Source organism: Streptomyces sp. NPDC020845, from assembly GCF_044334165.1.
Taxonomy (GTDB): Bacteria; Actinomycetota; Actinomycetes; order Streptomycetales; family Streptomycetaceae; genus Streptomyces.
The window spans coordinates 726,234-751,682 of the sequence record NZ_JBIRSJ010000001.1 but is presented as its reverse complement, the minus strand read 5'-3'; the positions used below and the strand labels follow the sequence as shown (position 1 = coordinate 751,682).

Below are 25,449 nucleotides of genomic sequence, written 5' to 3'. Positions count from 1 at the left end.
CGCGGCCGGTCGGGTGTCGGGGGACACCGCCGACCGCGCCCGTGCGGCCCTGGCCGAGTTGTTCACCGGCTGGGCCCCGTAGTTCACCGCCCTGATCCAGGCGTGCCCCGGGTCATCCGGCAGCGACGCCGCCCAGCGCGCCGATCCAGGCCCGGATCGCCTCGGCTGTGGTGTGCGCGTGTTCCTCCATCAGGCTCCAGTGGCTGCCGGGGACGTCCACGGTGTCGTACGGCTCCCGCCAGGAGGTCCGCCCGCCCCCGTCCCGCGCCTCACCATCGCCATGGGTCAGCAGCTCCGGCAGCGGATCGGTGGCGCGGACCAGCAGCGTGGGGACGTCCGTCGGCTCCGGGCGCCAGCCGCGGGCCATACGGGTGTAGGCCCCCAGCGCGGCCATGGACACATCGTCCACCGCGGCGTCGAACCGCTCGCCCATCTCCAGGGGATATCGGGCGGGCATGGCGAGCAACCAGCGTGCGTCCTCGCGCTCCGGTGTGACGTGGTAGGTGTCCACGATGACGAGGCCGACGGGCGGAGTGCCGGTCGTCGCCAGCCGGGCGGCCACCGCGTGTGCCGGGTAGCCGCCCATCGAATAGCCGAGGATGACGTACGGCCGGTCGCCGAGGTGTGCGCGCACGGTGGCGACGTGCAGGTCGACAAGCGCATCCCAGTCGCGCGGAACCGCCTCCCCGTGCAGAACGCCGGGGTGCTGGAGCTCGAAGACGTCGCGCTCGCCGGCGAAGCAGGAAGCCAGCGGCGCGTACCAGGACCCGCTGGGGGTGACGGAGAAGCCAGGGAAGCACACCAGCGCGGGGGCTCCGGCGTCCTTGGTGCCCTCCCCGCCCTTGGCCAGGCGCAGCGGGGCGAGGGCGTGCCGGGCGCCGTCGGCGGGGTCGAACACCGGCATGGCGAGGGAGGCGGTCACCAGCAGATGCATCGCCGAGACCACATCGCCGGTCTCGCACACGCTCCGGTAGAGGGAGCCCAGCGTCTGCGCCGCCCGCCTGCCGTGGGGCCGGGCGGGCCCGGACACCGGTTCGGGCCGGGGCGGTTCGGGCTCAGCGGTCGCCTCTTCGGCCGGGGGCGGCCCGTCGCCCAGCGAATCGCTCAGCTTCGCGTACAGATGGTCGGCCAGCTCCCGGGCGCTGGGCCGGTCGAACGCGATGGTGGCGGGCAGCCGGACGCGCGTGTGGATGATCAGCTGGTTGCGCAGCAGCACCCCGGTCAGGGAGTCGAAGCCCAGCTCGGCGAACGGCTGCTCGGCGCCCACGGCCGACGCGTCCTGGTGACCGAGCACCAGGGCGGCCATCTCGCGGACCAGTTCCAGCAGCGCGGGTGCGCGTTCGGCGACGGGCAGCGCCGCCAGCCGTTCCCGCCAGGAACCCGCCTCCCCGCCGGGGCCCTGACCCGTGTCCGCCGCGGCGCCGTCGTCCCCGGGCCGGGCGACCGGGCGGGCCGGGCGCAGCAGTCCGCGCAGCGGTGGCGGGACCGGCGACCCGGCGGGCGTGGCCGCACGGGAGCGGTCCAGGGGCAGTGGGGCCAGCACCGGCTCCCCGGTACCGAGTGCGGCATCGAACATCGCCAGGCCCTGCTCCGGGGAGACCGGGCGTACGACGGTGTCGCGGGCCCGGCCGGACTGGTCGGTGCGCGCCGCCATCCCGTCCTCGTCCGCCCACGGCCCCCAGACCAGGGAGAGCGCGGGCAGGCCGAGGGCGATGCGGTGGTGTGCGAGGGCGTCCAGGAAGGAGTTCGCGGCGGCGTAGTTGGCCTGGCCCGGGTTGCCCAGCAGCCCGGCGGCCGAGGAGAACAGCACAAAGCGGGCCAGGGGCAGACCCTGCGTCAGCTCGTGCAGGTTCCAGGCCGCGTCCACCTTCGGCCGCGCCACCGCCGCCAGCCTCTCGGGCATCAGCGCCTCCAGGACGCCGTCGTCCAGGATCCCGGCGGCGTGGACGACGGCGGTCAGCCGGGGCGCGTACTCCTCGATCACGGCAGCCAGGGCGGGGCGGTCGGCGGTGTCGCAGGCGATCACGTCCACCTGGGCTCCCGACCGCTCCAGCTCGGTCCGCAGCCGCCGCGCGCCAGGGGTTCCGGGGCCGCGGCGGCTGACGAGCACGAGGTGCCGGACCCCGTGCCGGGCGACCAGATGGCGCGCCAGCGCGGCGCCGAGGGAACCGGTGCCGCCGGTGAGCAGGACAGTGCCACCTGCGAAGCCGCGGGTGGGGCCACCGGGGTCGGCCGGGGTGTCGGGGAGGTGTTCCAGCCGGGGGACGCGCAACGTGCTGTCTGCGACCGAGAGTTGGGGTTCGCCCGTGGCGATGGCGGCGGGCAGCAGACGCGCGGAGTCGGGCCGGTCGTCGAGGTCCACGATCGTCAGCCGCCCCGGGTGCTCCGACTGCGCAGTGCGCACCAGGCCCCACACCGCCGCCGCGGGGAGGTCAGGTGTCGGGGCCGTGGCCCCTCGGGTCACCACCACCAGACGCGCTCCGGGCGAGGCCGGATCGGCCAGCCGGGTCCGCAGCGCCTCCAGGGCCCGAGCGGTCAAGGCATGGGTGTCCGCGACCGGGTCGGTGGTCGGGCGCGGGGCGGCCAGGGAGATGACGACCGTCTCGGGGTCGGTGGCGGCGCCGCTGGACGTGGCGGTGAGTGCCGCGCCCAGCTCCAGGTCGTCGGGGCTCGCCACGGCGAGGGCCGGTCCGCCGGCATCCGGGTCGCCTGCCGGAACACCGGCCCACCGCAGGCGGTACAACTCCCGCCTCCCCGCCCCGCCGACGGCAGCCGTGTCGTCCGGGAGAGGCCGGGTCGTCAGCGACGCCACCCGGGCCACCGGTCGGCCCACCCCGTCGGCGAGGTCCAGAGCGACCGTGTCCTCGCCGACGGCGTGGGTGCGTACGCGCAGTTCCGTGGCGCCGACGGCGTACAGGCTCAGATCGCCGAAGGCGAACGGCAGCCTGGCGGTTCCCCCGGACGGCAGGGGTGACGGCGCGGCCAGCCGTCCGGCGTGCAGCGCGGCGTCCAGCAGCGCCGGGTGGATGCCGTACCGCTGGGCGTCCGGGCCCGCCGCCGCGGGCAGCCGCACCTCGGCGAAGAGCTCTCCGCCCCGCCGCCAGGCGGCCGTGACCCCCTGGAAGGCCGGGCCGTACGCGTAACCGGCGTCCGCCAGGCGGGAGTAGGCGCCGGTGAGGTCCACGCGCTCGGCGCCCGTCGGCGGCCATACGGCCAGGTCGGCGCCCGGGTCGGCGTGCGGATCCTGCGGCGTGGCCGCCGGGCCGAGCCGCCCGGTCGCGTGGTGTGTCCACGGGCCCAGCGCGCCGGACTCCTCCGGCCGGGAGTGGAGATCGGCGGTGCGTCGGCCGGAGGCGTCCGGTTCGCCGAGGGCCACCTGGATCTGGACCCGGGAGCCCGGTCCCGGCAGGAACAGCGGGGCCAGCAGGGCGAGGTCTTCCAACACCTCGAGACCGCATGCGTCGCCCGCGTGGAGCACCAGCTCGACGAGCGCGGCGGCGGGGACGAGCGGATGCCCGGCGACGGCGTGGTCGCCCAGCCACGGATGGGCTGCGCTCGACAGATGGCCGGTGCACAACAGGCGTTCGGTGCCGGGGACGGTGGTGGTGAGGGTCAGCAGCGGATGGCCGCCGCCGTCCTCGGCGGGCGCGGCGGAGCCGTCGGGGCCGTCCGGTTGCGTGTCGGCCAGCCAGTAGCGCTGCCGCTGGAAGGGATAGGTGGGCAGGTCCACCCGCCGGGCGCCGCTGTCCGCGTACACGCGGCGCCAGTCCACCGGCACGCCGTGCACATGGAGCCGCGCGAGCGCGTCCAGGACCGCACCGGGCCCGGCCCCCGGCGCGCCGGCGCCGGACTTGGACACGGCCGCGAACACCCGCCGTTCGCTCTCCTCGTCTCCCAGGGCCGCCAGGGCGGACGCGGTGAGGTGTGCGTCGGGACCGACCTCGGCGAAGGCGGTCACTCCTTCCTCGTGGGCCAGCCGGTGCACGACGTCACCGAAGCGCACGGCCTCGCGGGCGTGCCGCATCCAGTACGCGGCCGAGCGCAGGTCGTCCCCGGTGGCCGGGAGGCCGGTCAGCGCCGATACGACGGGGATGCGCGGCGCCCCGTGCTCCGCCCGCGCCGCGATACGGCCGAACTCCTCGACCATCGGCTCCACCAGCGGCGAGTGGAAGGCGTGGCCGACGCGCAGCCGGGTGGTGCGGCATCCACGCGCGGCGAGGCGCGCCGCCACGGCGAGTACGGCCGCCTCGTCGCCGGAGAGGACGACCGACCGCGGACCGTTCACCGCCGCGACCGCGACGGGGCCCGCCAGCGCCGGTTCAGCGGACGCCAGTTCCTTGGCCACTTCCTCTTCGGACGCCTCCACGGCCACCATGGCCCCGCCCGCGGGAAGTCGCCGCATCAGCCGGCCCCGGGCCGCGACCAGCTCCACCGCGTCCCGCTCGGAGAGGATGCCGGACACGTGGGCCGCCGCCAGCTCGCCGACGGAGTGTCCGGCCAGGAAGTCCGGCCGTATCCCCCAGGACTCCAGCAGCCGGAAGGTGGCCACCTCGAAGACGAACAGACCCGCCTGCGAGAAGTCCGTACGGTCCAGCAGAGCGGCGTCCTCGGTGCCCTCGACGGCCCACAGCACGGTGCGCAGCGGCCGCTCGAAGCGGGTGTCGCCGAGGTTTCCGGTGTCGCCGGTGTCGCCGGTGTCGAAGCGGTGGCACAGGCTGTCGAAGGCGGTGGCGAAGGCCGGGAAGGCGGTGTACAACTCCCGTCCCATGCCCGGCCACTGGGCGCCCTGGCCGGTGAACAGCAGGGCCAGTCGCCCGGCGGACCTCGCCGTGCCGGTGGTTTCCACGACACCGGGCACGGGGGCTCGGTGTCCACCGCCGTCCCCCGCCAGCGTGTCGAGGGCGGTCAGCAGCGCCGCGCGGTCCACGGCGGGCACGGCCGCCCGGTGCGCGAGTGCGGCGCGGGTGGTGGCCAGGGAGAAGGCGACGTCCAGCGGGGCGAGTTCGGGCCGCTCCCGCAGCAGGACGGCGATCTGCCGGGCCTGTGCGCGCAGGGCCCGCGGATCGGTGCCGGAGAGCAGCAGCGGCGGCACGGTTTCCGCGCGCCCCGCGCGGCCGGGCAGCGCCGCGGCCCCGCGGGTTCCGGCGTGTTCCGGCGCAACATCCGCAGGCTCTGCCGCCTCTTCAGCTTCTTCCAGGATCACGTGGGCGTTGGTCCCGCCGATGCCGAACGCCGAGACCCCGGCGCGGCGCGGGCTGCCGGGCGCCGGCTGCCACGGCCGCTCGTGCGCCAGCAGCCGTACGGTGCCGGGCGACCAGTCCACGCGCGGGGACGGCTCATCGGCGTGCAGGGTACGGGGCAGCCGTCCGTGGCGCATCGCCATGACAGTCTTGATGACCCCGGCGACGCCCGCGGCGGCCTGGGTGTGCCCGATGTTGCCCTTCAGCGCGCCCAGCCACAGCGGCCGGTCAGCGGACCGGTCGCGGCCGTACGTGGCCAGCAGCGCCTGGGCCTCGATGGGGTCGCCGAGCGCGGTGCCGGTGCCGTGGGCCTCGACCGTGTCGACGTCGGCCGGGGACAGCCCGGCGGTGGCCAGCGCCTTGAGGATCACCTGCTGCTGGGCGGGGCCGTTGGGCGCGGTCAGCCCGTTGGAGGCGCCGTCGGAGTTGACGGCGGAGCCGCGCAGCACGGCGAGGACCGGGTGGCCGTTGCGCCGGGCGTCGGAGAGCCGTTCCAGCAGTACGAGGCCGACACCCTCGCCCCAGCCGGTGCCGTCGGCGGCGGCGGAGAACGGTTTGCACCGGCCGTCCGGCGCCAGGCCGCGCAACCTGCTGAACGCCACGAACGGCTTGGGCCCGGCCATGACGGTCACGCCGCCCGCCACGGCCAGCGAACACTCGCCGGCCCGCAGCGCCCGCGCGGCCCAGTGCATCGCCACCAGCGAGGACGAACAGGCGGTGTCCACCGTCACGGCGGCCCCGCGCAGGCCCAGGGTGTAGGCGATACGGCCGGACGCCACGCTGCCCGCCCCGCCCAGCGCGAGATGGGCCTCCAGCTCGTGCTGGGGGCGGTGCAGGAAACGGGCCGCGTAGGCGTCGTGCATCAGGCCGACGTAGACGCCCGTATCGCTGCCGCGCAGCCGGGTCGGGTCAAGACCCGCGCGTTCGAAGACCTCCCATGCGGTCTCCAGCAACAGCCGCTGCTGTGGGTCGGTGGCCAGCGCCTCCCGTGGGGACATCCCGAAGAAGGCCGGATCGAAGTCGGCCGCCTGGCGCAGGAAGGCGCCCCGGCGGGTGATCGAGGTGCCCAGCCGGTCCGGGTCGGGGTCGTAGAGCCCGTCCAGGTCCCAGCCACGGTCTTCGGGGAAGTCCGAGGTGGCGTCGGTGCCGTCCGTGACCAGCCGCCACAGGTCCTCCGGGGTGGCCACGTCGCCCGGGTAGCGGCAGGCCATGGCGACGATGGCCACCGGCTCCTCCGCGGGCGTATGTGGCCCGGGTTCGACCGTACGGGTCCGGGCCGCGGGGGCCGGGTCCTGGCCGCCGAGCAACGCGGTGTGCAGCGACTCCGACACTGCGGCGGGCGTCGGGTGGTCGAACACCAGGGTCGCCGGGAGCGTGAGACCGGTGGCCGCGGCGAGCCGGTCGCGCAGCAGTACGCCGCCCAGGGAGGTGATCCCGAAGGCGGTGAACGGCTGGTCGGGCATCAGCTCTGGCTCGGGGACCCCGACCGTATGTGCCGTCAGGTCGAGGACCAGGCGCAGCACGGTGTCCCGGCCCGGGTCCGCGGACAGTGACAGCAGCCGCTCGCGCAGCGCGGCCGAGGCCATCTCGCGCGCCCGGTCCAGCCGTTCGGCCAGTTCATGGGCGAGCTCCGGGCGGAGGATCTTGCCGGAGGGGGTCCGGGGCACGGACGCGGTCTCGTACACCTCGTCGGGCACCTTGAAGGCCGACAGCCGCTCGCGGCAGACCTCCAGGAGCCGCGCGGTGTCGACGCCGCCGGGGCCGGGGACGACCATGGCGACCGGCACTTCCCCGAGTACGTCGTGCGGACGGCCGAGGACGGCCGCGTCGGCGACGCCGGGGCAGGTCAGCAGGGTCTCTTCCACCTCGGCCGGGTTGACGTTCTCACCGCCGCGGATGATGAGTTCCTTGACGCGGCCGGTGACCTTGAGATGGCCGTGTGCCACGCGCCGGCCGAGGTCTCCGGTGCGGTACCAGCCATCGCGCAGGACGCGTGCGGTGGCTTCGGGGCGGTTGTGGTAGCCGCTCATCAGATTGGGCCCGCGGACCCAGATCTCCCCCTCCTCCCCCTCGGCGGCCTCGTGGCCACTCGACGGGTCGGTCAGCCGCACCGTGACCCCGGGGAGTGGCGCGCCGCTGGAGCCGTCGGCCCGCGGCCCGTCGAGCCGGTCGACCGCGATCTTCCCGCAGGTCTCGGTGGAGCCGTAGCCGTCGAGCAGGGGCGCGCCCAGCAACTCCTCGACCTCGGCCCGCAGCTGCGGCGGGCAGGGCGCGCCCGCGCTGACGCATACGCGTGGCCTGGGCAGCGGCCGGGGTGTCCGGCGCAGCGTGTCCACCAGCAGATGGTAGGTGGCGGGCACCCCGGCCAGGACGGTGCAGGGCTGCTCGGCCAGGGCCTCGGCGAGGTTCGCACCCCGAGCGCCCCGACCGCTCCGGGTGCCCCGGACGCCCTGGACGCCCCGGTCGAGGAGATACGCGCTCGCTCCGACCGCGATCACTCCGAGCACACACAGCGAGTGTGCGTAGGTGTGGAACATCGGCAGTGGCCACAGCAGCCGGTCGCTCGATTCGAGCCCGTACGACGGGACATAGCCCGCCGCCACCGACCATAACGCGGCGCGCTGGGTGGTCACCACGCCCTTGCTCTGCCCCGTGGTGCCGGAGGTGTAGAGGATCCAGGCCGGTTCGTCGAGGCCGAGGTCGTCCCTGGGCGCGAGGCCCGGATCCGTCCGGGCCAGCTCCTCGAACACCAACGCGCCGTCCGGCGCCCCCGCGGGGAGCTCGTCGGCGCCGACCAGCACGACCCGCAACTCGGGCCGCTCTGCCGCCAATCGGGACACCCGGGGCAGCAGTGTCCCCTCGGTCACGATGGCGACCGCGCCGCTGTCGTCGAGGAAGTACGCCAACTCCGCGTCCGTGGCCCCCGGGTCGAGCGGCACGCCGACCGCCCCCGCCCGCAGGACCGCCAGCCGGCTCTCCACCTGCTCCACCCGGTTGCCCAGATGCAGCGCCACCCGGTCCCCGGGCCGCACTCCCAGCCGCGTGAGATGGCCGGCCAGCCGCCCGGTCCGCTGCTCCAGGTCCGCGTAGCCGACCGCCCGGCGCGCGTCCTGGAACGCGATCTTGTCCCCGGTCCGCGCCGCGTGTTCCTCGAGCATCCCCGGCAGCGCGCGGATCAACTCGCTGCGCACCTCTGCCATCCCTCACCCCTTCGGCCACGGGACGCATGACAGCGCCCCCGCCCGCACACGGTAGGCGGTTGCCGAAGGAGAGGGCGAAGGACACGCGGGAACCCTCTCGCGGCGGGGTCGACACGGCCGGGCAACGCCGTGTTTCCACTGGCTGTTAGGTTGGCACCGCTTGTTACGCATACGGAGGAGAAAGAAGTGCGCAAGGCGGCATACATGGTGGCCACTACGGTCGTCGCGGGCCTCGTGCTCAGCGGCTGCGGCGGTGGCGACGACGAAAAGACGGACTCGAAGCCGAGCGGCGCGAACACCGCCGCGAAGCAGCAGTCGCCGAGCTCCGGGCCGTCGGCCGAGCGCACGATGATCGAGCGTGCGGCCGGGTCCTGGAAGTCCATCGTCAAGGCGAGCGACAGCAGCCTGGAAACCCTGACGATCGCGGACGGCAAGGTCACCGCGAAGGGGCCGAAGCTCGACTGCACCGGGGCCTTGAAGGATGGCCAGAAGGCGGGCAAGGAAGCGCCCACGCTGACGCTGTCGTGCAAGGGCGGCGATGACGGTGGCCGGGGTGTGGGCACGGTCAAGATGAAGGACGACGACAAGCTCGCCATCGACTGGGCGGGCCCCGAAGGCGGCTACGGCGGCCTGGTGGAGAGCTTCCGCAAGGTCGGCGGCTGAGCCGCCCACGCTCCACCATCCTCGGCGGCGGACGCACGCGTCCGCCGCCGAGGCGTTTCCGGCGCTTCCCACGGCGGCCACTCCGGCGCACTGCACGGCGGCCGTTCCGTGGGATAGGCTTTTTGATCTCCGGTCCTACAGGCGCCGACAACTGCAGAACGGACAGCAATGGACGCGATATCCCCCGTTCATCTCGCCCCCGAGCCGACCGACCTCCACGGTGTCGAAGGCGCGGCCCTGCGGGCCGCGGGCCCGGTCGCCACCGTGGAGCTTCCCGGCGGAGTGGTGGTCAAGGCGGTCACCACCCGGGAAGCAACTGCCCAGGTGCTGAACGACCCACGGTTCGCCAAGAGCCTCCGGTACTGGGGTGCCCACCAGCGCGGGGAGATCCCCGCCGAGTGGCCCCTGCTCTTCATCCTGGAGGGCGAGGGGCTGCTCAACTCCGACGGCGACCTCCACCGCCGGCTGCGGCAGCCCGTTCAGCGCGCCTTCTCCCCGCGCCGGGTGCGGGAGTTGCGCCCACGCATCGAGGCGGTCACCGACCGGCTGCTGGCCGCCCTGGATGATGTGGCGCCGGGTCAGGAGACCGATCTGCAGTCCCGTTTCGCGCTGCCGCTTCCCCTGGACGTCATCTGCTATCTGCTCGGCGTGCCCGAGGAGGGCGGTCTGCGCGAGGAACTGCACGTGCTGTCGGCGGCCGCGTTGAGCAACGACGCCGGGGCCGAGGAGCTCCAGCGCACGATGGCGGAGCGTTTCCCGGCCACCCTGATGTCGATAATCGAGCGCAAGCGCGCCAGCGGCGACCACGACGACCTCACGATGGACCTGGTCGAGGCCATGGACCAGGGTGAGCTGACGGTGCCGGAGGTGATCGGCAACCTGGTGGTCACCGTCATCGGCGGCCACGAGACCACGGTGACCCTGATCTGCCACGCGGTGCGGGGGCTGTTGACACACCCTGAGACCCTGGCCGCCGCCAGGGCCCGGCAGGAGGCGGGCGAAGACCCGTGGCCGGGTGTGGTGGAGGAGGCCCTGCGCTGGGAGTCCCCGGTGCGCAGCCTGCTGTTCCGCTACGCCACCGAGGATGTGCCCGTGGCGGGCGGCGGCATCGTCCGGGAGGGAGAGGCGGTACTCCTCCCCCTCGCGACCATCAACCGCTGCCCCCACGCCTTCACCGAGCCCGACCGGTTCGACCCCGACCGGCCGGACGCCTCCCGCCATCTCTCCTTCGGCTACGGCGCCCACCGCTGCCCCGGGGCGTCCCTGGCGAAGGTGGAGGCCGAGATCGCCCTGCGGCGGCTGTTCGAGTCCTTCCCCGATATCGCCCTCGCCGAAAGGCCCGCTCCGCGCGCCGCGTCGCTGGGCATGAACAGCTACCGGGAACTGCCGGTCGTTCTGCGCCCCGCCACCGCCTGAGCGTCCTCGTACGTCGCTACTGGGCCCGCTCGGTGTTCTCGAAGCGCACCACCGAGACACCGAGCGGCGCCACCTCCAGGGTCGCTCCGGTCTTCGCCCCGGAGATCAGGTCGAGCCCGTCCGCAGCGAGCCTGACCTCGGCGGGCTCGGTCTCGGAGTGGTTCAGCAGGAACAGGAACTCCGCGCCGTCGCCGACGCGCCTGGCCGCCTCCAGGTGTCCGGGCGCGGCAGCGACGAGCGGAGAGACCCCCGCCGCCGTCACCGCCTCGAGCAGGGTGTCGCGCAGCGCGCCGGTTTCAAGGCGGGTGCCGACGTATACGACACGGCCCCGGCCGACCGCGTTGTCCAGGATCGCGGGCCGTCCCTCCAGGTCGCCGGAGGCGTAGGTGGCGAGCACCCGCGCGGTTTCGGGGTGGATGCTGTCCTGCCACCAGTCGGCGGTCCGGGTGGTTCCGTCGGGGAAGGTCACCGCGAAGGTCTCGTCGCCGCGTGCGGGCCAGTACTCGTCGATGTACGCGCCGATGAGGCCGCGGAAGGCCCCGGGGTAGGCGGGCTGCCTGACCTGGTTGTTCGCGTCGACGACCCCGGAGAAGAACGAGCAGACGAGCGTCCCGCCCCCTTCGACGAAACGAGTGAGGGCGTCGGTGAAGCGGTCGTCGACGAGGTAGGCGTTCGGCACGACGACGACCTTGTACGGGCTCAGGTCGGAGCCGAAGTGCACCATGTCCACCGCGTGGTGTGCTTCCAGGAGCGGCTGGTAGTGGTCCGTGGTGAGCTGCGTGTAGTCGAAGTCGTTGCGTGGCAGCCCGTGCGTCTCGGTCAGCCCCCACCAGGCGTTCCAGTCGAACAGCACCGCGATCTCGGCGCTCGACCGGGCGCCCACCGCCTCGGCGATCCTCGGCAGTTCACCGCCGAGCGCCTCGATCTCCTTCCAGGTGCGGGAGGCGGTGCCGGAGTGGGGCAGCATCGCGGAATGGAAGCGCTCATGGCCGCCGCGGCTCGCGCGCCACTGGAAGTACAGGACGCTGTCGGCGCCGTGGGCGATGGCCTGGTAGGAGCCGAGGCGCATATGGCCGGGCCGCTTGACGTTGTTCACCTTCCACTGCGACACGCTGCTGGCCGCCTGCTCCATGAGGACCCAGGGCTCGCCGCGCAGTGAGCGCATCAGGTCGAAGTTCAGCGCCGCGGAGATGTGGGCGTCGTCGTGGCCGGGGTTGGGGTAGATGTCCAGCGCCACGGCGTCCTGCTCAGGCGCCCAGGTCCAGTAATCCGCATTCTTGTAGAAGCGCATGTAGTTGGTGAGGACCGGGATGTCGTCGCGGTAGGAACGGACGATATCGCGCTCCATGACGAAACACTCGAGCAGCGCGTCCGAGACGAACCGCTTGAAGTCCAGGCGGCGGGTCGGGTTGGACCACGACCGTGGCACTTCCGGCGGGTTGATCTGGTCCCAGGACGTGTAGACCTGGGACCAGAAGCGGGTGTACCAGGCGTCGTTGAGGGCGTCCAGGCTGCCGTACTTCCGCTCAAGCCAGCCGCGGAAGGCGGCCGCGCTGGCCTCTCCGTACGAGGGCTGCCCGTATTCGTTGCTGATGTGCCACATCGCGAGGGCCGGGTGGTGGGAGTACCGCTCGGCCAGCGCCGCGGTGATCCGGGCGGCGTGTTCCCGGTAGCGGGGCGAGGCGGGGTCGAACTGGAGCCGGTTGCCGAAGCCGAAGCGCTCCCCGTCCTCCATGACCGGCAGGACCTCGGGGTGTTCATGGGTGAGCCAGACCGGTGGCGCCATGGTCGGGGTGGCGAGGTCGACGCTGATCCCGCCCGCGTGGAGGAGGTCCATCACCTCGTCCATCCAGTCGAAGGTGAAACGTCCCGGCTCGGGCTCGAGCGACGCCCACGCGAACACCCCCAGGGTGACCAGGTTGACCCCGGCGCGCCGCATGAGCTCGATGTCCTCGTCCCACACCGCCCGGTCCCACTGCTCGGGGTTGTAGTCCCCGCCGAAGGCGAAACCGCCGAGTCGGGCTCGGAAGGCGTCCATACGACTGTTCACGGTCACTTGAGTGCTCCTGTCGTGATGCCGCTGCGCCAGTACTTCTGCAGCGTGAGGAAGAGGACGACGAGGGGGATGGTGCCGACCATGGACCCGGTGATGACGATCCGGACGAGATCGGGCTCGCTCATCGCGTTCATCTGCCAGGAGTAGAGCCCGAGGGTGACCGGCCAGAGCGACTGGTCATTGAGGACGATCAGGGGCAGGAGGAAGTTGTTCCAGATCGAGATGAACGAGAAGAGGAACACGGTGACCAGGCTCGGCAGCAGGATCCGCAGGACCACCGTGAAGAAGATCCGGACATCGTGGGCGCCGTCGATACGGCCGGCCTCCAGCAGCTCGTCGGGGACGGCCGCCGCCGCGTAGATGCGCACCAGGAACACGCCGAACGCGCTGGACAGGCTCGGCAGGATCACGGCCCAGTAGGTGTTGATGAGGCCGAAGGAGTTGAGGAGCAGATAGGTCGGCAGGGCGAGCACCGTGCCGGGGATGAGCACACCGCCGAAGATGAGGCCCATGATGGCATTGCGCCCACGGAACCGGTACTTGGCCAGCGCGAATCCGCACAGAGCGGCCAGGAAGGTCGAGCCGAGGGCGCCGCCTCCCGAGTAGATGAGCGAGTTCACCACCCAGCGCCGGAAGATGCCGTCGCGGTAGGCGAACAGGTCGTGGAGGTTCTGCATCAGATCGAAGTGCGAGAACCAGAGCCCGAACGTGGTGTTCAGGTCGGCCGTCGACTTGGTCGACGCGATCAGCATCCACGCGATCGGGATGAGGAAGTAGGCCGTCAGCGCGATGATCGTCACGGTGAGGATGAACCGGGTCGACAGCGGCGCGCGATCCCGCCGTGCCCCGGCCGACCACACCGCGCGGCGACGGGCTCGGCGGGCGGTGATGTCACTCATCGGGATTCCTCCTCTGGAGCACTCGCAGGAAGCCGAAGGACAGCAGGAACGCGCCGATGGCGATGACGACCGCGACGGCGGCTGAGTAGTACGGCTGGTTGGACCCGAACGCCAGGTTGTAGACGATCATGTTCGGTGTGTAGTTGTAGGTCACGTTGTTGGTGATCGTGCGCAGCACCGTCGGTTCGGAGAACAGCTGGAGCGTGCCGACCACCGAGAACAGCCCGGTGATGAGAATGGCCGGGGCCACCAGCGGCACCTTGATCCGCCAGGCGATCTGCCAGTTGGTGGCGCCGTCGATACGCGCCGCTTCGAACAGATCGCGCGGGATGGCCTGGAGCGCGGCGAAGATAATGATCATGTTGTAGCCGGTCCACTGCCATGTCGAGATGTTGGCGATGGACCACAGGACACTTCCCGGGGCGAGGAAGTCGATATGGGCCCCCGCCCCGTCGAGCAGGTCCAGGACCGGGCTCACCCCGGGCAGATAGAGGAACGCCCACAGGATGGACGCGATGATCCCCGGCACCGCGTAGGGCAGAAACGCGGCGAGCTGGAACAGGCTGCGCATCCGGACGATCGCCGTGTCGAAGATGAGCGCCATCACCAGCGCGAGGCCCAGCATGACGGGCACCTGGACGACGCCGTAGAGCAGTACGCGCCCGACCGAGCGGAGGAAACCCTCGTCGGTCAGCGCCTCCGCGTAGTTGTCCAGGCCGACGAAAATGACGCTGGGCTTGGTGAATCCCAGACCGCCCGACTTCTCGACGCCGTGGAAGCTCTGCCACAGCGCATAGAACACGGGCACCAGGTGGAACACCACGAAGAGGGCCAGGAACGGAACCACGAAGGCCCACGCCATTTTCCAGTCGGCGCCGAAGCGGCGCTTGTTGCGGCGCGACGCCGTCAGGCGGGGCGGTTCCCCCGCCTGCTCGGCCCCGTTCCTCCCGTCCCGGGCGGCCGGGTGGAGGGTTGGCGCGGTCATCGGACGGACAGGCCCTTCCGCTTCAGCTGGGACTTGGTCTCACCGTCGACCTTCTTCATCGCGTCGGGCAGCGTCGTCGACTTGTTGATGACGGACTGCATGGCGTCATTGAGGTAGTTGGTGGTGTCGGTCATCGTCGGCCCCCAGGTCCAGGGGGTCGACTCGGTGCCGCGTACGGTGAACACCTCGCCGGGCACCTGACCGCCGAAGTAGGGGTCGGGCCTGGTCAGCTCCGGGATGCCCTGGCCGATGTCGGACGCGGGGAGGACATCGGCCACCAGCAGCTTGGCGCTCTCCTTGCTGGTGTTCAGCCAGGTGATGAACTTCATCGCGGCGTCGGTCTTGTTGGTGACGCTGGTCAGGGCGGTCAGCGAACCGCCCCAGTACACCGGGGCCGTGTCGCCCGTCGTCCACTGCGGCAGCGGGGCGACGGCCCACTTGCCGGAGAGGTCCGGGGCGTTCTCCTTGAGCGCAGCGCCACCCCAGGCCGGGCCGATCCAGGTCAGATACGTGCCCTTGGCGAGCCCCTTGAACCATGTGGGCTGCCAGTGCTGGTCGCCCTTCGCGTAGCCCTTGTCCAGCATCTTCTGCCAGTACTCGGCCACCTTGAGGGTCGGCTGGTCGTCGAGGTCCACCTTCCAGGCGTCCTTGTCCGTGCCGAACCACTGCGCCTTCGCGTTCCACGCCAGCGAGGCCAGCCATGCGCCGCCGTTGGCGGGAAACGCCGTGGTGTACGCCTTGGGGTGGGTCTTCTTGAGCTTCGCGGCGACCGTCATGTACTCGTCCCATGTCTTGGGGGCGGTCAGACCGGCTTCCTTGAAGACATCGGACCGGTAGTAGAGCACCTGTGTGCCGATGTCCTGCGGCACCCCGTAGACCTTGTCGTTGACGACGACCTGGTCCCATACGGCGGGCTTGAAGTGCGGCTTGAGATCGGCGGACTCGGCGGTGATGTCCTTGAGGTCACCGGCGATGATCGTCGAGGTGAGGTTGGGGTAGTCGACCTGGGTGATGTCCGGCGCCCCGTCCTTTCCGGTGATCGCGGCCTGGAGCTTCGGGTAGAAGTTCGAGGTGATCGCCTGGAACTTGACGTGGATATCGGGATGGGTCTTGTTCCAGAGGGCGACCGGCTTCGACATATCCGACCACCCCCAGAAGACGATGGTCTGCTTGCCGGAGCCGGCGCTGTCCGAGGAGCCGGAGGAGCAGCCGGTGAGGACGAGGGCCAGGGCGGCCGCCGCCGCGGCCAGGCCGCGGGAGCGGAGGCGTATTGCTGTGTGCGACATGATGACAACTCTTCGTTGAGTGTTCGCGGACGGATGGACTGTGCCGAAAGGCAGGCGTCGGTGGGGGGGACGGCGGGTTCTAGGAGATGTCGACCGTGCTGATCCGGGGTTCGGCGCCGGTCACGATGTGCACCTCGCCGGTGAGCCGTACGGTGTGTTCGAGGATCACGTCGCCCGCGTCGCGCCGGACGCTGACGCCGATGTCACCGGGCTCGACGATCCGCACCCCGTCGCGGTCGGTGAACGCCAGCAGTCGCGTGGGCACGGTGAAGTGGACGCGCGCCGACTCCCCCGGGCCGAGCGGGACACGCGCGAAGGCGACGAGCTGGGCCAGCGGGCGGGTGACCGAGGCCACGGGGTCGCTCGCGTACAGCTGGACGACCTCGGCGCCCTCCCGGTCGCCGGTGTTGCGTACGGTGACGGCGCAGCGGACCGCGTCGGCGACGTCGACGGTTTCGGCGTCGACCGTGAAGTCCTCGTAGCCGAACCGGGTGTAGCTGAGGCCGAATCCGTACCGGACGGGCGGCTCGGTGTCGATGTTGGTCACCGAGCTCGCGGCGCCGAGCGGCGGGTGCAGATAGCTGTAGGGCTGGGCCCCGGCGCCTCGGGGCAGGCTCATGGGCATCCGGCCGCTCGGGTTGACCCGGCCGCTGAGCACTCCGGCGATGGCGGCCGCGCCCTCCTCGCCGGGGAAGAATGCCTGTACGACCGCGGCGGCCGCGTCCAGCAGCCACCCGAGCGCGTAGCCGCGCCCGGTCAGCAGGACGACCACGGTCGGTGTCCCGGTGGCGATGACCGCCTCGACGAGGGCCCGCTGGGCGCCGGGCAGTTCCAGGTCGTCGGCGTCGCAGCCCTCCCCGCTGGTGCCGCGTCCGAAGAGTCCGGAGCGGTCGCCGACCACGACCACGGCCACATCGGCGCCGGCCGCGGCGGTGGCGGCGGCGGGAATGCCGCCCGTGGCCCCGTCGTCGATGCCGGTGCCCCGCTCGGTGACGATGTCGGCGGTGGCGAACTCGCGGCGCAGGGCGGCTTCGACGGTCTCCGCTCCGAGCCCGGTGTCGCAATCGGGGTGGTGCGGCAGAACGTGGTTGATGAACGAGTAGCAGCCGAACATCGCGGACAGCGACTGGGCGTTCGGGCCGATGACCGCGATACGTCCGGGCGCGGGCCTGGTGGCGCCGAGGGGCAGCGCGCCGTCGTTGCGCAGCAGGACCAGGGAGCGTTCGGCGACGGCCGCGGCCAGCGCGCGGTCCTCTGCGGTGTCCACATCGTCGGCGGACACGCCCTCGGCGTGGGCCGGCGCCGGGTCGGGTGACCACTCGGGGTCGAGCAGGCCGAGCTCGGCCTTCTGGCGCAGCACCCGCTCGAGCGCGCGGTCCACGATGTCCATGCCGAGCCGGCCGTCCTCGATGCGCTCCTTGAGGGGCTGGAGATAGGTGACGCCGGTGGGGAGTTCGACGTCGATCCCGGCGGTGATCGCCTGGGCCGCGGCGTCGCCGCCGTCCTCGGCCACCCGGTGCAGGGTCTGGAGGAAGGCCACGGCGAAGTAGTCGGCGACGACGGTGCCGTCAAATCCCCACTCCTCGCGCAGCGTGCCGGTCAGATGCCCCGCGCTCGCGGCGACAGGCACTCCGTCGATCTCGGCGTACGAGTTCATCACGGAGCGTGCCCCGGCGTCCCGTACGGCCACTTCGAAGGGGAACTCCAACACGTCGCGGACCTCGCGCGTCCCGGCGTGCACGGGTGCCAGGTTGCGGCCGGCGCGCGAGTCGGAGTAGCCGACGAAGTGTTTCAGGGTGGCGATGATCCCGGCGCTCTGCAGGCCGCGCACATACGCGGCGCCGGTGACCGCGACATGGTAGGGATCCTCCGAGATGCACTCCTCGACCCGCCCCCAGCGCATATCGCGGATCACGTCGAGGACCGGCGCCAGTCCCTGATGGATGCCCAGGCCCGCCATCGTGCGCCCGATCCGCGCCGCCATGCGCTCGACGAGCGGCGGATCGAAGGTGGCGCCCCAGGCCGGTGGTACGGGGTAGGTCGCCGCCTTCCACGCGGCGAGCCCGGTCAGGCACTCCTCGTGCACGATGGCGGGGATGCCGAGCCTGGTGTTCTCCTTCAGCCACCGCTGCTTGGCGGCCAGGGTCGCCCGGCCCTCCTGCGGATCCAGGGGCCGGGTCCCGTAGTGCCGGGTGATCTGGCCGAGTCCGTGTGCGGCAAAGTCGGCGAAGCTCTGCTCGACGGTGTCCATGGCGTCCTGCAACGGGGCCACGGCGCCGCCCTCGCGGTCGACTCCCTGCCACAGACCCACGAGTTGGGCCAGTTTCTCCTCCAGCGTCATGGCCGCGATCAGCTCGCGGACTTGGGCTCGGCCGTGGGCCGGCCCGACCGTTTCGTCATCGATGGCAGACACGCGTCACATCTCCGTGCTCGGCGGGCGGGCCCGCGGTTCTCACAACCAGAGCTATGCAATTACCCGCAAAACTTTGCGGAAGTTCTGCGCCGAGAAGCTAAGCCGGGGTAAAAACGACTGTCAATACAGCGGATCGAAAGCGCGGATCACCAGCCGTTTGCATGGGGTCCTCGCGGAATATTCCATCAAATATTGCGGGAATTTGTGGCAGGGCTGTACTGTCGCGATGGCCTACGGGAGGGAAAGGCAGCATGACCACGCGCCCAACGATGGCGGCCATCGCCGAGGCCGCGGGGGTCTCGGTCTCCACGGTGTCCCGGGTGCTCGCCGACAAGCCGGACATCTCCGAGGAGACCCGCGTCCGCGTCACCCAGGCCGCACACGCCACGGGTTATCTGCAGCGCAAAGGGCGCCGTAAACAACTCGGCGGAATCCTGGACGTCCTCATCGAGGGGACCACCTCGCCCTGGGCGGGAGAGCTCATCGCCGGGGCCCAGAACGCCGCGTTCAGCCTCGGGTACACCCTGGCGCTCACCGCGACCGGCCATCCGCGCTTCCGCATCAGCGACTGGATCGACGCACGGCGCACCCGCCCGTCGGACGGCATCATCCTGGTGCTCTCCCGGGCGCGCCACGACGAGATCGCCGCGCTGGCGGGGCTGCCCGCGCCCCTGGTCCTCCTCGACCCGGTCGGCACCAGCGAACCCAGAATCCCGACGGTGGGGGCGACCAACTGGTCCGGGGGCGCCGCGGCCACGCGCCACCTCCTGGAACTCGGCCACCGACGCGTGGGGTTCATCGGCGGCCCCGCCGAGATCCAGTGCACGAGGGAGCGGCACGAGGGCTATCTCGCCGCGCACCGCGAGTTCTCCCTCGCCCCCGATCCGGCCCTGACGCGCTACGGCGACTTCGGCATCACCGGCGGTACGGACCACGGCGCGGCCCTGCTGGACCTTCCGCAGCCGCCGACGGCGATCTTCGCCGGCTCCGACGCCCAGGCGGCCGGGGTGTACCAGGTGGCCCGCGCCCGGGGGATGCGGGTGCCCGACGATCTGTCGGTCGTGGGCTTCGACGACACGATGATCTGCGCCATGCTCGCACCGCCGCTCACGACCGTCCGTCAGCCGCTGGCGGAGATGGGCGGCGAGGGGGTGCGACTGATCGACCAGGAGCAGTCGCAGCGCGGCTCGTCGGCCGGGCGCAGGGTCGAGTTGGCGACCTCGCTGGTGGTCCGGGAGAGCACAGCGCCACGCACGGTCCGCGAGGGGGCCTGACGCAGCGTTACGACCTGACAGGCCCCGATGGGGAGACGGCTGATGGGAGGAGCAGGCGATGAGTGTACGGACCGCGGTGCGCATGACGACCGTGGCGCAGGCCGCGAACGTCTCGCAGAGCGCCGTGTCGAAGGTCCTCAACGGACGGCCCGGGGTGTCGGCCGAGGTCCGGCAGCGGGTCCTGGACGCGGTGCGGACCACCGGCTACGAGTGGCGCCGCCGCGGGCCCCGGCGCGGCTCGGTCGAGGTGGTGTTCGGCTGCGTGGTCAGCGCCGTCAACGCGCCCCTGTTGCGGGGCCTTTCCGGGGTGCTGCGTTCCTCCGGACGTGCGCTCACGGTCAACCACGCCGATGACGACGGGGACTGGCTGGACCCCCTGCTCGCGCACCGTCCGGGTGGCGTCGTCCTCGTGCTCTCCCCGGTCCCGCCGACCGTCGCGGACCGGCTGGCGCGGTCCAGCGTCCCCACGGTCGTCCTCGATACGATCGGCGACGCGCCGCCGGGGATGAACACGGTGGGGGCGACCCAGTGGCGGGGCGGGTGGCTCGCGGCCCGCCACCTCACCGGCCTCGGTCATCAGCGGATCGCGCTGCTCTCCGGCCCCCTCGAACTGACCTGTTGCCGGGCTCGCTTCGGCGGATATCTCGCCGCGCTCCGCGACGCAGGGATCCGTCCCGACCGCGATCTGATCCGCGTGGTGCGGTTCCAGACCGAGCCGGCCAGGCGCGCCGCCCACGCCCTCCTCGACCTGTGGAACGCGCCGACGGCCTTCGTCACCGGCAACGATCTGCAAGGGCTGGGCGTCATCGAGGCGTGTGTGGAGCGCGGGCTGCGCGTCCCGGAAGACGTGTCGGTCGTCGGGTACGACGACATCGACGCCGCCGCGTCCGCGGCCCCGGCGCTGACCACTGTGCGGCAGCCGTTCGAGGCGATGGCGGCCGAGAGCATCCGGGTGCTCGACGCGGTCACGGACGACCCCGGCCTGGCCCCGATCCGGCTCGACATGTCGGTGGACCTGGTCGTCAGGAAGTCGACGGGGCCGGTGCGGACGGACTGACCGGCGCCGGGGCTGCCCCGGCGCCGGGACCGCCGCCGCGGGACCGGTTCCGCGCCCGGACCGGCCCCGCGGCGGCACGGGTCTCAGGGGGTCTGCGGGCCGGTCCAGTCGGCCGCCACATGGCCGATCCGGACCCGCTGCGGATGGTCGCCGACCGCGACGGACACGACCTTCTTGCCCGTCGCGAAGTCGATCGCGGTGACCTGGTCGGCGCCGCTCTCTGAGACGATGCAGGACTTGCCGTCGCCGCTCACCGTCGCCCAGTACGGCTTGGAGGTCGGCACCAGCGGGCCCTCCTGGAAGGTGGCGCGGTCGACGACGGTCGCATAGTCGTCCATCGTCCCGGCGACGCACAGCTTGTTGCCGTCCGGGCTCATCGACAGCCCGTGGTGGCGGGAGTCGTTGACCCAGGTGGTGCGGTCCTCGCTGGTCGCGGGGTTCTTCGGGAGGGTCTTGGCACGGGTGATCTTGTCGGTGGCCACGTCGTACTCCAGGAATCCGTTGAAGAAGGACACCTGGAAGTAGAGCTTCGACTCATCGGGGGTGAAGGCCACCGGCCGGACCGCGTCCGACAGGTCCTTGCGCCCGAAGGCGTCCAGCCGGTCCCGCATGTCGATGACCTTGACCTGCTTGTAGGTGGCCGTGTCGACCACGGTGATGTGGCGGTCGCCCTTCGTCCAGTCCATCGACGGGTCGTCCAGCGCGGTGTTGACCTCGCCGATCGACATGTTCCACAGATACTTCCCGCCGTCGGTGAAGACGTTCTCATGGGGCTTGTCGCCGGCGGAGAACTGGCCGAGCTGTTTACCCGTCTCGATGTCGAGAATATGCACGGTGTTCGAGGTCGAAGCGGACACCGCGACGCGCTTGCCGTCGGGCGACACCGCCATGTGGTCCGCGCGGAACCCCGACACCGGGAAACGCCACCTCACCTGGCCCGTGGCGAGGTCGATGGACACCACATCGGCGAAGCTGGGACGGGAGACGACGATGGCCGATCCGTCCGGGGTCGAGTACATGTCGTCGACGAACTGATCGTGCCCCTCCCCCGGCCCCTGCCGGATGCCGAGGAAGAACGCGAGCTTGATGGGGTTGAGATAGATCTCGGTGAGCCGCTGGTCCTTGTCCGGTATGACGTTGATCCGGCCGATCTTGGCAAGGTCTCCAGTGGACTTGATGACATCGGCCGTGCCGTCCCAGTTGTTGCCCACGAACATCACCTCCCGCAACCCGGCGGCGCCGGTGCGCGCATCGCCCGATGCGGTGGCCGACGGGGCGGCGGTCGCCGCGGCGGAGCCGGTCACGGCCAGCACCACGGCGGCGGCGAGGGAGAGCAGGGTGCGGGTGGATCCGCGGTGCCGAGTGCCGCTCGCGGAGAACACTCGCCGGGCACGCCCGGCTGCGCAGACAGGCATGGTGCATCCTTCCAGACGGCGGGGAACGCCCCTTTTAAGCGCGGTCATGAACATGGCGGTGCGCTGCCTACTGGAAAGTAATGAAGCCGCTCCCAACCCACAAGGCCGGGGACGGCAAAAATGACACAGACTCAACTTCGCCCCCGGGCCGCCCTCATCCGGGCCGCCCGAGGGCGAGTTGTACGTGACCTACGTGACGGGAAACCCGGAACCGTCCGGTGTCCGCCGCGCGGGGTCAGCCGTCTGTCGGCCGGACGGTGTTCATAATCTTCTCGATCTCGGCCGACGTCAGCGCGTTCGGCACGCCCTGGTCCGCGTAGATGACCCAGCCGTGCATGGTGCCGTCGGGGAGCTTCTGCGCGATGCTGTGCACGATGGCCTTCGGCGGAACACAGGCGCTCGGCCGGTTGACCACCGTGACCTTGGCGGTCGCGGTGTAGCCCTCGATGCCGTTCCGCTTCCACGGCTTGGCCTGACTGACCTCGATCTTGGGCTTGTTGTCCTTGCCGCCGTAGGCGACAAAGCCCCAGTTGCCCGCCCAGTTCCGGGCGTTCTCCTGCAGACTGCCGTCCGTGCCGCCGCCGGTGGTGCCGACCGTGGCGAGCTGCCCCTTGCCCGCCTCGCCGAACGCCTTGGGGTTGGGGCTCGACGCACAGCCGCCCTCGCGGTAGTTGGCGGCGCCGGTCATCACGACGATCGGCTTGCCGGTCTCATCGTTGTAGGAGAGGGAGACGTCGGGGTTGAAGACCTTCCACTTGTCGGCCTTGGCCGGCACGTCGTAGCGGAAGTGGTGTTCTTCCCTGGTCTGCGTCTGCCACCCCGCGACCAGCGGCTTGTCGGCCGCCGGGACCGACGGGGCGGAGGAGGACCCCGACGACCCGGACGACCCGGAAGACTCAGACGACCCGGACGACGGCGACTTCGGCTGGGTGGCGCGGGCGCCCTCGTCCTTGGTCCCGTCCGTGGCCCCGCCGCCGTCGTCGTTGCATCCGCTCAGCACCAGAGCCATTCCGATGCCGACGGCCGCGATGAGGGTCTTCTTGCTCCGGCGGGACGCCACCGTGAGGGGCTGCCGACGCTGGAGAGTGTGCAGGGAATTCTGGTGCCACAACATGGCCCGCACCTTATCGGACCTGGTCTTCTGCCCCTCCGGAGGGAGGGTGGCCGGTGCCTTCGCGGAACACCACTTGACGCTCGTTCAGTTGGATCATTACATTCGGTGTGCCGAAGTCTCTCCGGAGAGCGGCGCCGAGAGCGACGCACCCAGCCGGTAACGGATGTCCCCCATCACCAGTCCGGCATTGGTCGCCAGGACCGTGGTCCGAGGCGGGGTCAGCGTCCAACACATGGGAAAGCACATGTCTCTACGCAGTTCCCTCTCGCCCCGCCAGCCGCTGACAGGTGCGGTACTGGTGGTCCTGATCGGCATCGCCGCCCTCTTCACCGTGATCGGGATCGCCCACGCGGGACCGGAGGACACCCCACGGACGAAGAAGACGACCAAGGCCCCGCGGGCCACCGCCTCCCCCGACGCCGAGCGCGCCGCCCCGGCCGACGGTGTCACGCTCCCGCCGACCGACGGCGCCAACTTCGACTACCAGATCAACGAGCCGTACACCCCGCCCTCCGGTGTGGAGATCGTCAGCAGGGACCGCGAGGCCGCGCCCGCGCCGGGCCTGTACAACATCTGTTACGTCAACGCCTTCCAGGCGCAGCCGGACGCCGAGGCCGACTGGGACCACGATCTGCTGCTCAGGGACGCGAACGGCGATGTGGTGATGGACGAGGACTGGGGTGAGGCGCTGTTCGACATCCGTACCAAGGACAAGCGGGAGCGGATCGCGGATACGGTCGGGGGCTGGATCGACGGCTGCGCCAAGGCCGGCTACCAGGCCGTGGAGCCGGACAACTACGACAGCTACACCCGCTCCCAGGACCTGCTCACCGAAGACGACGCCATGGCGTTCATCAAGCTGCTGGCCGACCGCGCACACGCCGCGCACCTGGCGATCGGCCAGAAGAACACCCTGGAGCTCGCCTCGCACCGCGAGGAGCTGGGTCTGGACTTCGCCATCGCCGAGGAGTGCGGGCAGCAGGATCCCCCGGAGTGCGGCGACTACACCAAGGCCTTCTCGAAGGTCATCATGATCGAGTACAAGGCCTCCGCGCTCGAGACCACCTGTGCCGACTGGCAGCAGCCGGGAATCGCCATCGTCCGCCGCGACCTGGACGTGTCCGCGCCGGACAGCGACGACTACATACGCGAGACCTGCGCCGCCGGATAGGCCCGTACAAGCCCGTATCACCGGCCACGACAGCCGGGCGCCGCGGCGGCAACGGGTGTAAGCAGGAGATATGCGCGATCGGCACGCTCCTGCCCATCCGGCCGGTTCACGGCGGTGGAGCCGGTGGCTGCTCGCCATTCCACTCGGGATCATTGTGGCGATCACCGTGATCGACATCCAGACACCCGAGTCCATCCATCTGGGCCCGTTCCTGATCGCCGCACCCGCGATCACCGCCTCGTTCGCGGGCCCCATGGCCACCGGCGTCATCGGAGCACTCGCCGTCGCGGCCCAGGTGGCCATCGCCCATCTGCACGGCGGTCTGATGACCGCGAACCACCAGGCGCAGGTCGGCACCCTCCTGCTGGTCTCGGCCCTGGTGACGGCCTTCCGGTTCGCGGCCGACCGGCACCAGCGCAAACTCACCCAGGTCCGTTCGGTGGCCGTGGCGGCCCAGGAGGTCCTGCTGCGGCCGCTGCCCGACCGTTTGGGGCCGCTGCGCATAGCCTCCGCCTATCTCGCGGCCGACGAGGAGGCCCAGATCGGCGGGGATCTCTATGCGGCCGTGGCCACCCACGAGGCGGCCCGCGTGGTCATCGGCGACGTACGAGGAAAGGGCCTGTCCGCCGTCGGGGACGCGGCGGCGGTGATCGGCGCACTCCGCGGATCCGCCTACCGGAATCTCTCGCTGCCCGCCGTCGCGGCGCACCTGGGCAACGCCATGCGCTGGAAATGGGACCACAGCGGCGAGGAGGGGCAGGACCCCGACGAGTCGTTCGTGACCGCCCTGGTGCTGGACTTCTACGACGACCGCCCCGTCGCCGCGATGGTGAACTGCGGACACCCGCCTCCGCTGCTGCTGCGGAACGGGGAGATCCGCACACTGGGGGTGGTCGAGCCCGCGCCCCCGCTCGGGCTCACCACGACATCGGCCGATGACTACGAGGCCGAGACCTTCGCTTTCGCCGAGGGCGACCTGCTGGTGCTCTGCACCGACGGCCTGCTCGAGGCACGGGACGCCACCGGAGCCTTCTACCCGCTCGTCGACCGCGTTGCGGCCTGGACGGACGATGACCCGTGGTCCCTGACGCGCTATCTCCAGGACGATCTGCTCCGGCACACCGGCCGGCGGGTGAACGACGATGCCGCCATCGTCGTGATCGCCCGCTGCCCCGACGCACCGGACGGGTAACCGACCGCGCACACCAGGGGCCACGCACTTCGGGGGGAGGGTGATCACCGATGTGGCCCACCTCCTAG

Annotated in this window: 14 protein-coding genes; 6 read left to right on the top strand and 8 right to left on the bottom strand. The window is 71.5% G+C overall.

Going from position 1 to position 25,449, the window contains the following annotated elements; genetic code table 11:
• Positions 1 to 112: 112 nt before the first annotated feature.
• The gene (locus ACH4U7_RS02465; protein WP_398526159.1) at positions 113 to 8,440 is read right to left on the bottom strand and encodes a type I polyketide synthase; all 8,328 of its coding nucleotides are present in this window, start codon (positions 8,438 to 8,440) and stop codon (positions 113 to 115) included.
• 186 nt (positions 8,441 to 8,626) lie between these two features.
• Here ACH4U7_RS02465 and ACH4U7_RS02460 point away from each other — a divergent pair, with 186 nt between their 5' ends.
• On the top strand, positions 8,627 to 9,103 hold the full coding sequence (locus ACH4U7_RS02460; RefSeq protein ID WP_398526158.1) for a hypothetical protein: 477 nt from the start codon (positions 8,627 to 8,629) through the stop codon (positions 9,101 to 9,103).
• A gap of 168 nt (positions 9,104 to 9,271) precedes the next feature.
• A complete protein-coding gene (locus ACH4U7_RS02455; RefSeq protein WP_398526157.1) occupies positions 9,272 to 10,519 on the top strand; it encodes a cytochrome P450 in 1,248 nt (415 codons plus the stop codon).
• A 16-nt stretch (positions 10,520 to 10,535) separates the two neighbouring features.
• On the opposite strand, the gene ACH4U7_RS02450 is transcribed toward ACH4U7_RS02455, so the two are convergent.
• The 5 genes from ACH4U7_RS02450 to ACH4U7_RS02430 form a co-directional block, all read right to left on the bottom strand.
• Positions 10,536 to 12,575: a beta-galactosidase gene (locus ACH4U7_RS02450; protein WP_398526156.1), complete on the bottom strand. Its 2,040-nt coding sequence runs from the start codon at positions 12,573 to 12,575 to the stop codon at positions 10,536 to 10,538.
• Positions 12,572 to 13,474, bottom strand: coding sequence for a carbohydrate ABC transporter permease (locus ACH4U7_RS02445; RefSeq protein ID WP_398526155.1), 903 nt, complete (start codon positions 13,472 to 13,474; stop codon positions 12,572 to 12,574). The genes ACH4U7_RS02450 and ACH4U7_RS02445 overlap by 4 nt, the downstream gene beginning before the upstream one ends.
• Positions 13,467 to 14,459 (bottom strand): carbohydrate ABC transporter permease, encoded by a 993-nt coding sequence (locus ACH4U7_RS02440; protein ID WP_398526154.1) that lies wholly within the window; start codon positions 14,457 to 14,459, stop codon positions 13,467 to 13,469. Before ACH4U7_RS02440 ends, ACH4U7_RS02445 begins: the two co-directional genes overlap by 8 nt.
• Positions 14,456 to 15,745, bottom strand: a complete 1,290-nt coding sequence (locus ACH4U7_RS02435; protein WP_398526153.1) for an ABC transporter substrate-binding protein — start codon at positions 15,743 to 15,745, stop codon at positions 14,456 to 14,458. Before ACH4U7_RS02435 ends, ACH4U7_RS02440 begins: the two co-directional genes overlap by 4 nt.
• Positions 15,746 to 15,824: 79 nt before the next feature.
• Positions 15,825 to 18,158: a beta-glucosidase gene (locus ACH4U7_RS02430; protein WP_398526152.1), complete on the bottom strand. Its 2,334-nt coding sequence runs from the start codon at positions 18,156 to 18,158 to the stop codon at positions 15,825 to 15,827.
• Positions 18,159 to 18,409: 251 nt separating this feature from the next.
• On the opposite strand from ACH4U7_RS02430, the gene ACH4U7_RS02425 reads away from it, so the two are divergent.
• Together ACH4U7_RS02425 and ACH4U7_RS02420 are read left to right on the top strand one after the other, a co-directional pair.
• Positions 18,410 to 19,432, top strand: coding sequence for a LacI family DNA-binding transcriptional regulator (locus ACH4U7_RS02425; RefSeq protein WP_398526151.1), 1,023 nt, complete (start codon positions 18,410 to 18,412; stop codon positions 19,430 to 19,432).
• Between the two features lie 58 nt (positions 19,433 to 19,490).
• The gene (locus ACH4U7_RS02420) at positions 19,491 to 20,489 is read left to right on the top strand and encodes a LacI family DNA-binding transcriptional regulator (protein WP_398526150.1); all 999 of its coding nucleotides are present in this window, start codon (positions 19,491 to 19,493) and stop codon (positions 20,487 to 20,489) included.
• Between the two features lie 83 nt (positions 20,490 to 20,572).
• Here ACH4U7_RS02420 and ACH4U7_RS02415 read toward each other — a convergent pair whose 3' ends face one another.
• Positions 20,573 to 21,904, bottom strand: a complete 1,332-nt coding sequence (locus ACH4U7_RS02415) for a YncE family protein (RefSeq protein ID WP_398526149.1) — start codon at positions 21,902 to 21,904, stop codon at positions 20,573 to 20,575.
• 235 nt (positions 21,905 to 22,139) lie between these two features.
• Positions 22,140 to 23,018, bottom strand: coding sequence for a hypothetical protein (locus ACH4U7_RS02410; protein WP_398526148.1), 879 nt, complete (start codon positions 23,016 to 23,018; stop codon positions 22,140 to 22,142).
• 244 nt (positions 23,019 to 23,262) lie between these two features.
• On the opposite strand from ACH4U7_RS02410, the gene ACH4U7_RS02405 reads away from it, so the two are divergent.
• Both ACH4U7_RS02405 and ACH4U7_RS02400 read left to right on the top strand, forming a co-directional pair.
• Complete coding sequence (locus ACH4U7_RS02405; RefSeq protein ID WP_398526147.1) at positions 23,263 to 24,189, top strand: endo alpha-1,4 polygalactosaminidase; 927 nt, start codon at positions 23,263 to 23,265, stop codon at positions 24,187 to 24,189.
• Between the two features lie 70 nt (positions 24,190 to 24,259).
• A complete protein-coding gene (locus tag ACH4U7_RS02400) occupies positions 24,260 to 25,381 on the top strand; it encodes a PP2C family protein-serine/threonine phosphatase (protein WP_398526146.1) in 1,122 nt (373 codons plus the stop codon).
• The last annotated feature ends 68 nt before the right edge of the window (positions 25,382 to 25,449 follow it).

Excerpts from the sequence above, each read along its gene's own strand:
- ACH4U7_RS02465 (WP_398526159.1), bottom strand. The coding sequence starts at position 8,440 with ATGGCAGAGGTGCGCAGCGAGTTGATCCGCGCGCTGCCGGGGATGCTC.
- ACH4U7_RS02455 (WP_398526157.1), top strand. The coding sequence starts at position 9,272 with ATGGACGCGATATCCCCCGTTCATCTCGCCCCCGAGCCGACCGACCTC.
- ACH4U7_RS02445 (WP_398526155.1), bottom strand. The coding sequence starts at position 13,474 with ATGAGTGACATCACCGCCCGCCGAGCCCGTCGCCGCGCGGTGTGGTCG.
- ACH4U7_RS02440 (WP_398526154.1), bottom strand. The coding sequence starts at position 14,459 with ATGACCGCGCCAACCCTCCACCCGGCCGCCCGGGACGGGAGGAACGGG.
- ACH4U7_RS02435 (WP_398526153.1), bottom strand. The coding sequence starts at position 15,745 with ATGTCGCACACAGCAATACGCCTCCGCTCCCGCGGCCTGGCCGCGGCG.
- ACH4U7_RS02425 (WP_398526151.1), top strand. The coding sequence starts at position 18,410 with ATGACCACGCGCCCAACGATGGCGGCCATCGCCGAGGCCGCGGGGGTC.
- ACH4U7_RS02420 (WP_398526150.1), top strand. The coding sequence starts at position 19,491 with ATGAGTGTACGGACCGCGGTGCGCATGACGACCGTGGCGCAGGCCGCG.
- ACH4U7_RS02415 (WP_398526149.1), bottom strand. The coding sequence starts at position 21,904 with ATGCCTGTCTGCGCAGCCGGGCGTGCCCGGCGAGTGTTCTCCGCGAGC.
- ACH4U7_RS02410 (WP_398526148.1), bottom strand. The coding sequence starts at position 23,018 with ATGTTGTGGCACCAGAATTCCCTGCACACTCTCCAGCGTCGGCAGCCC.
- ACH4U7_RS02405 (WP_398526147.1), top strand. The coding sequence starts at position 23,263 with ATGTCTCTACGCAGTTCCCTCTCGCCCCGCCAGCCGCTGACAGGTGCG.
- ACH4U7_RS02400 (WP_398526146.1), top strand. The coding sequence starts at position 24,260 with ATGCGCGATCGGCACGCTCCTGCCCATCCGGCCGGTTCACGGCGGTGG.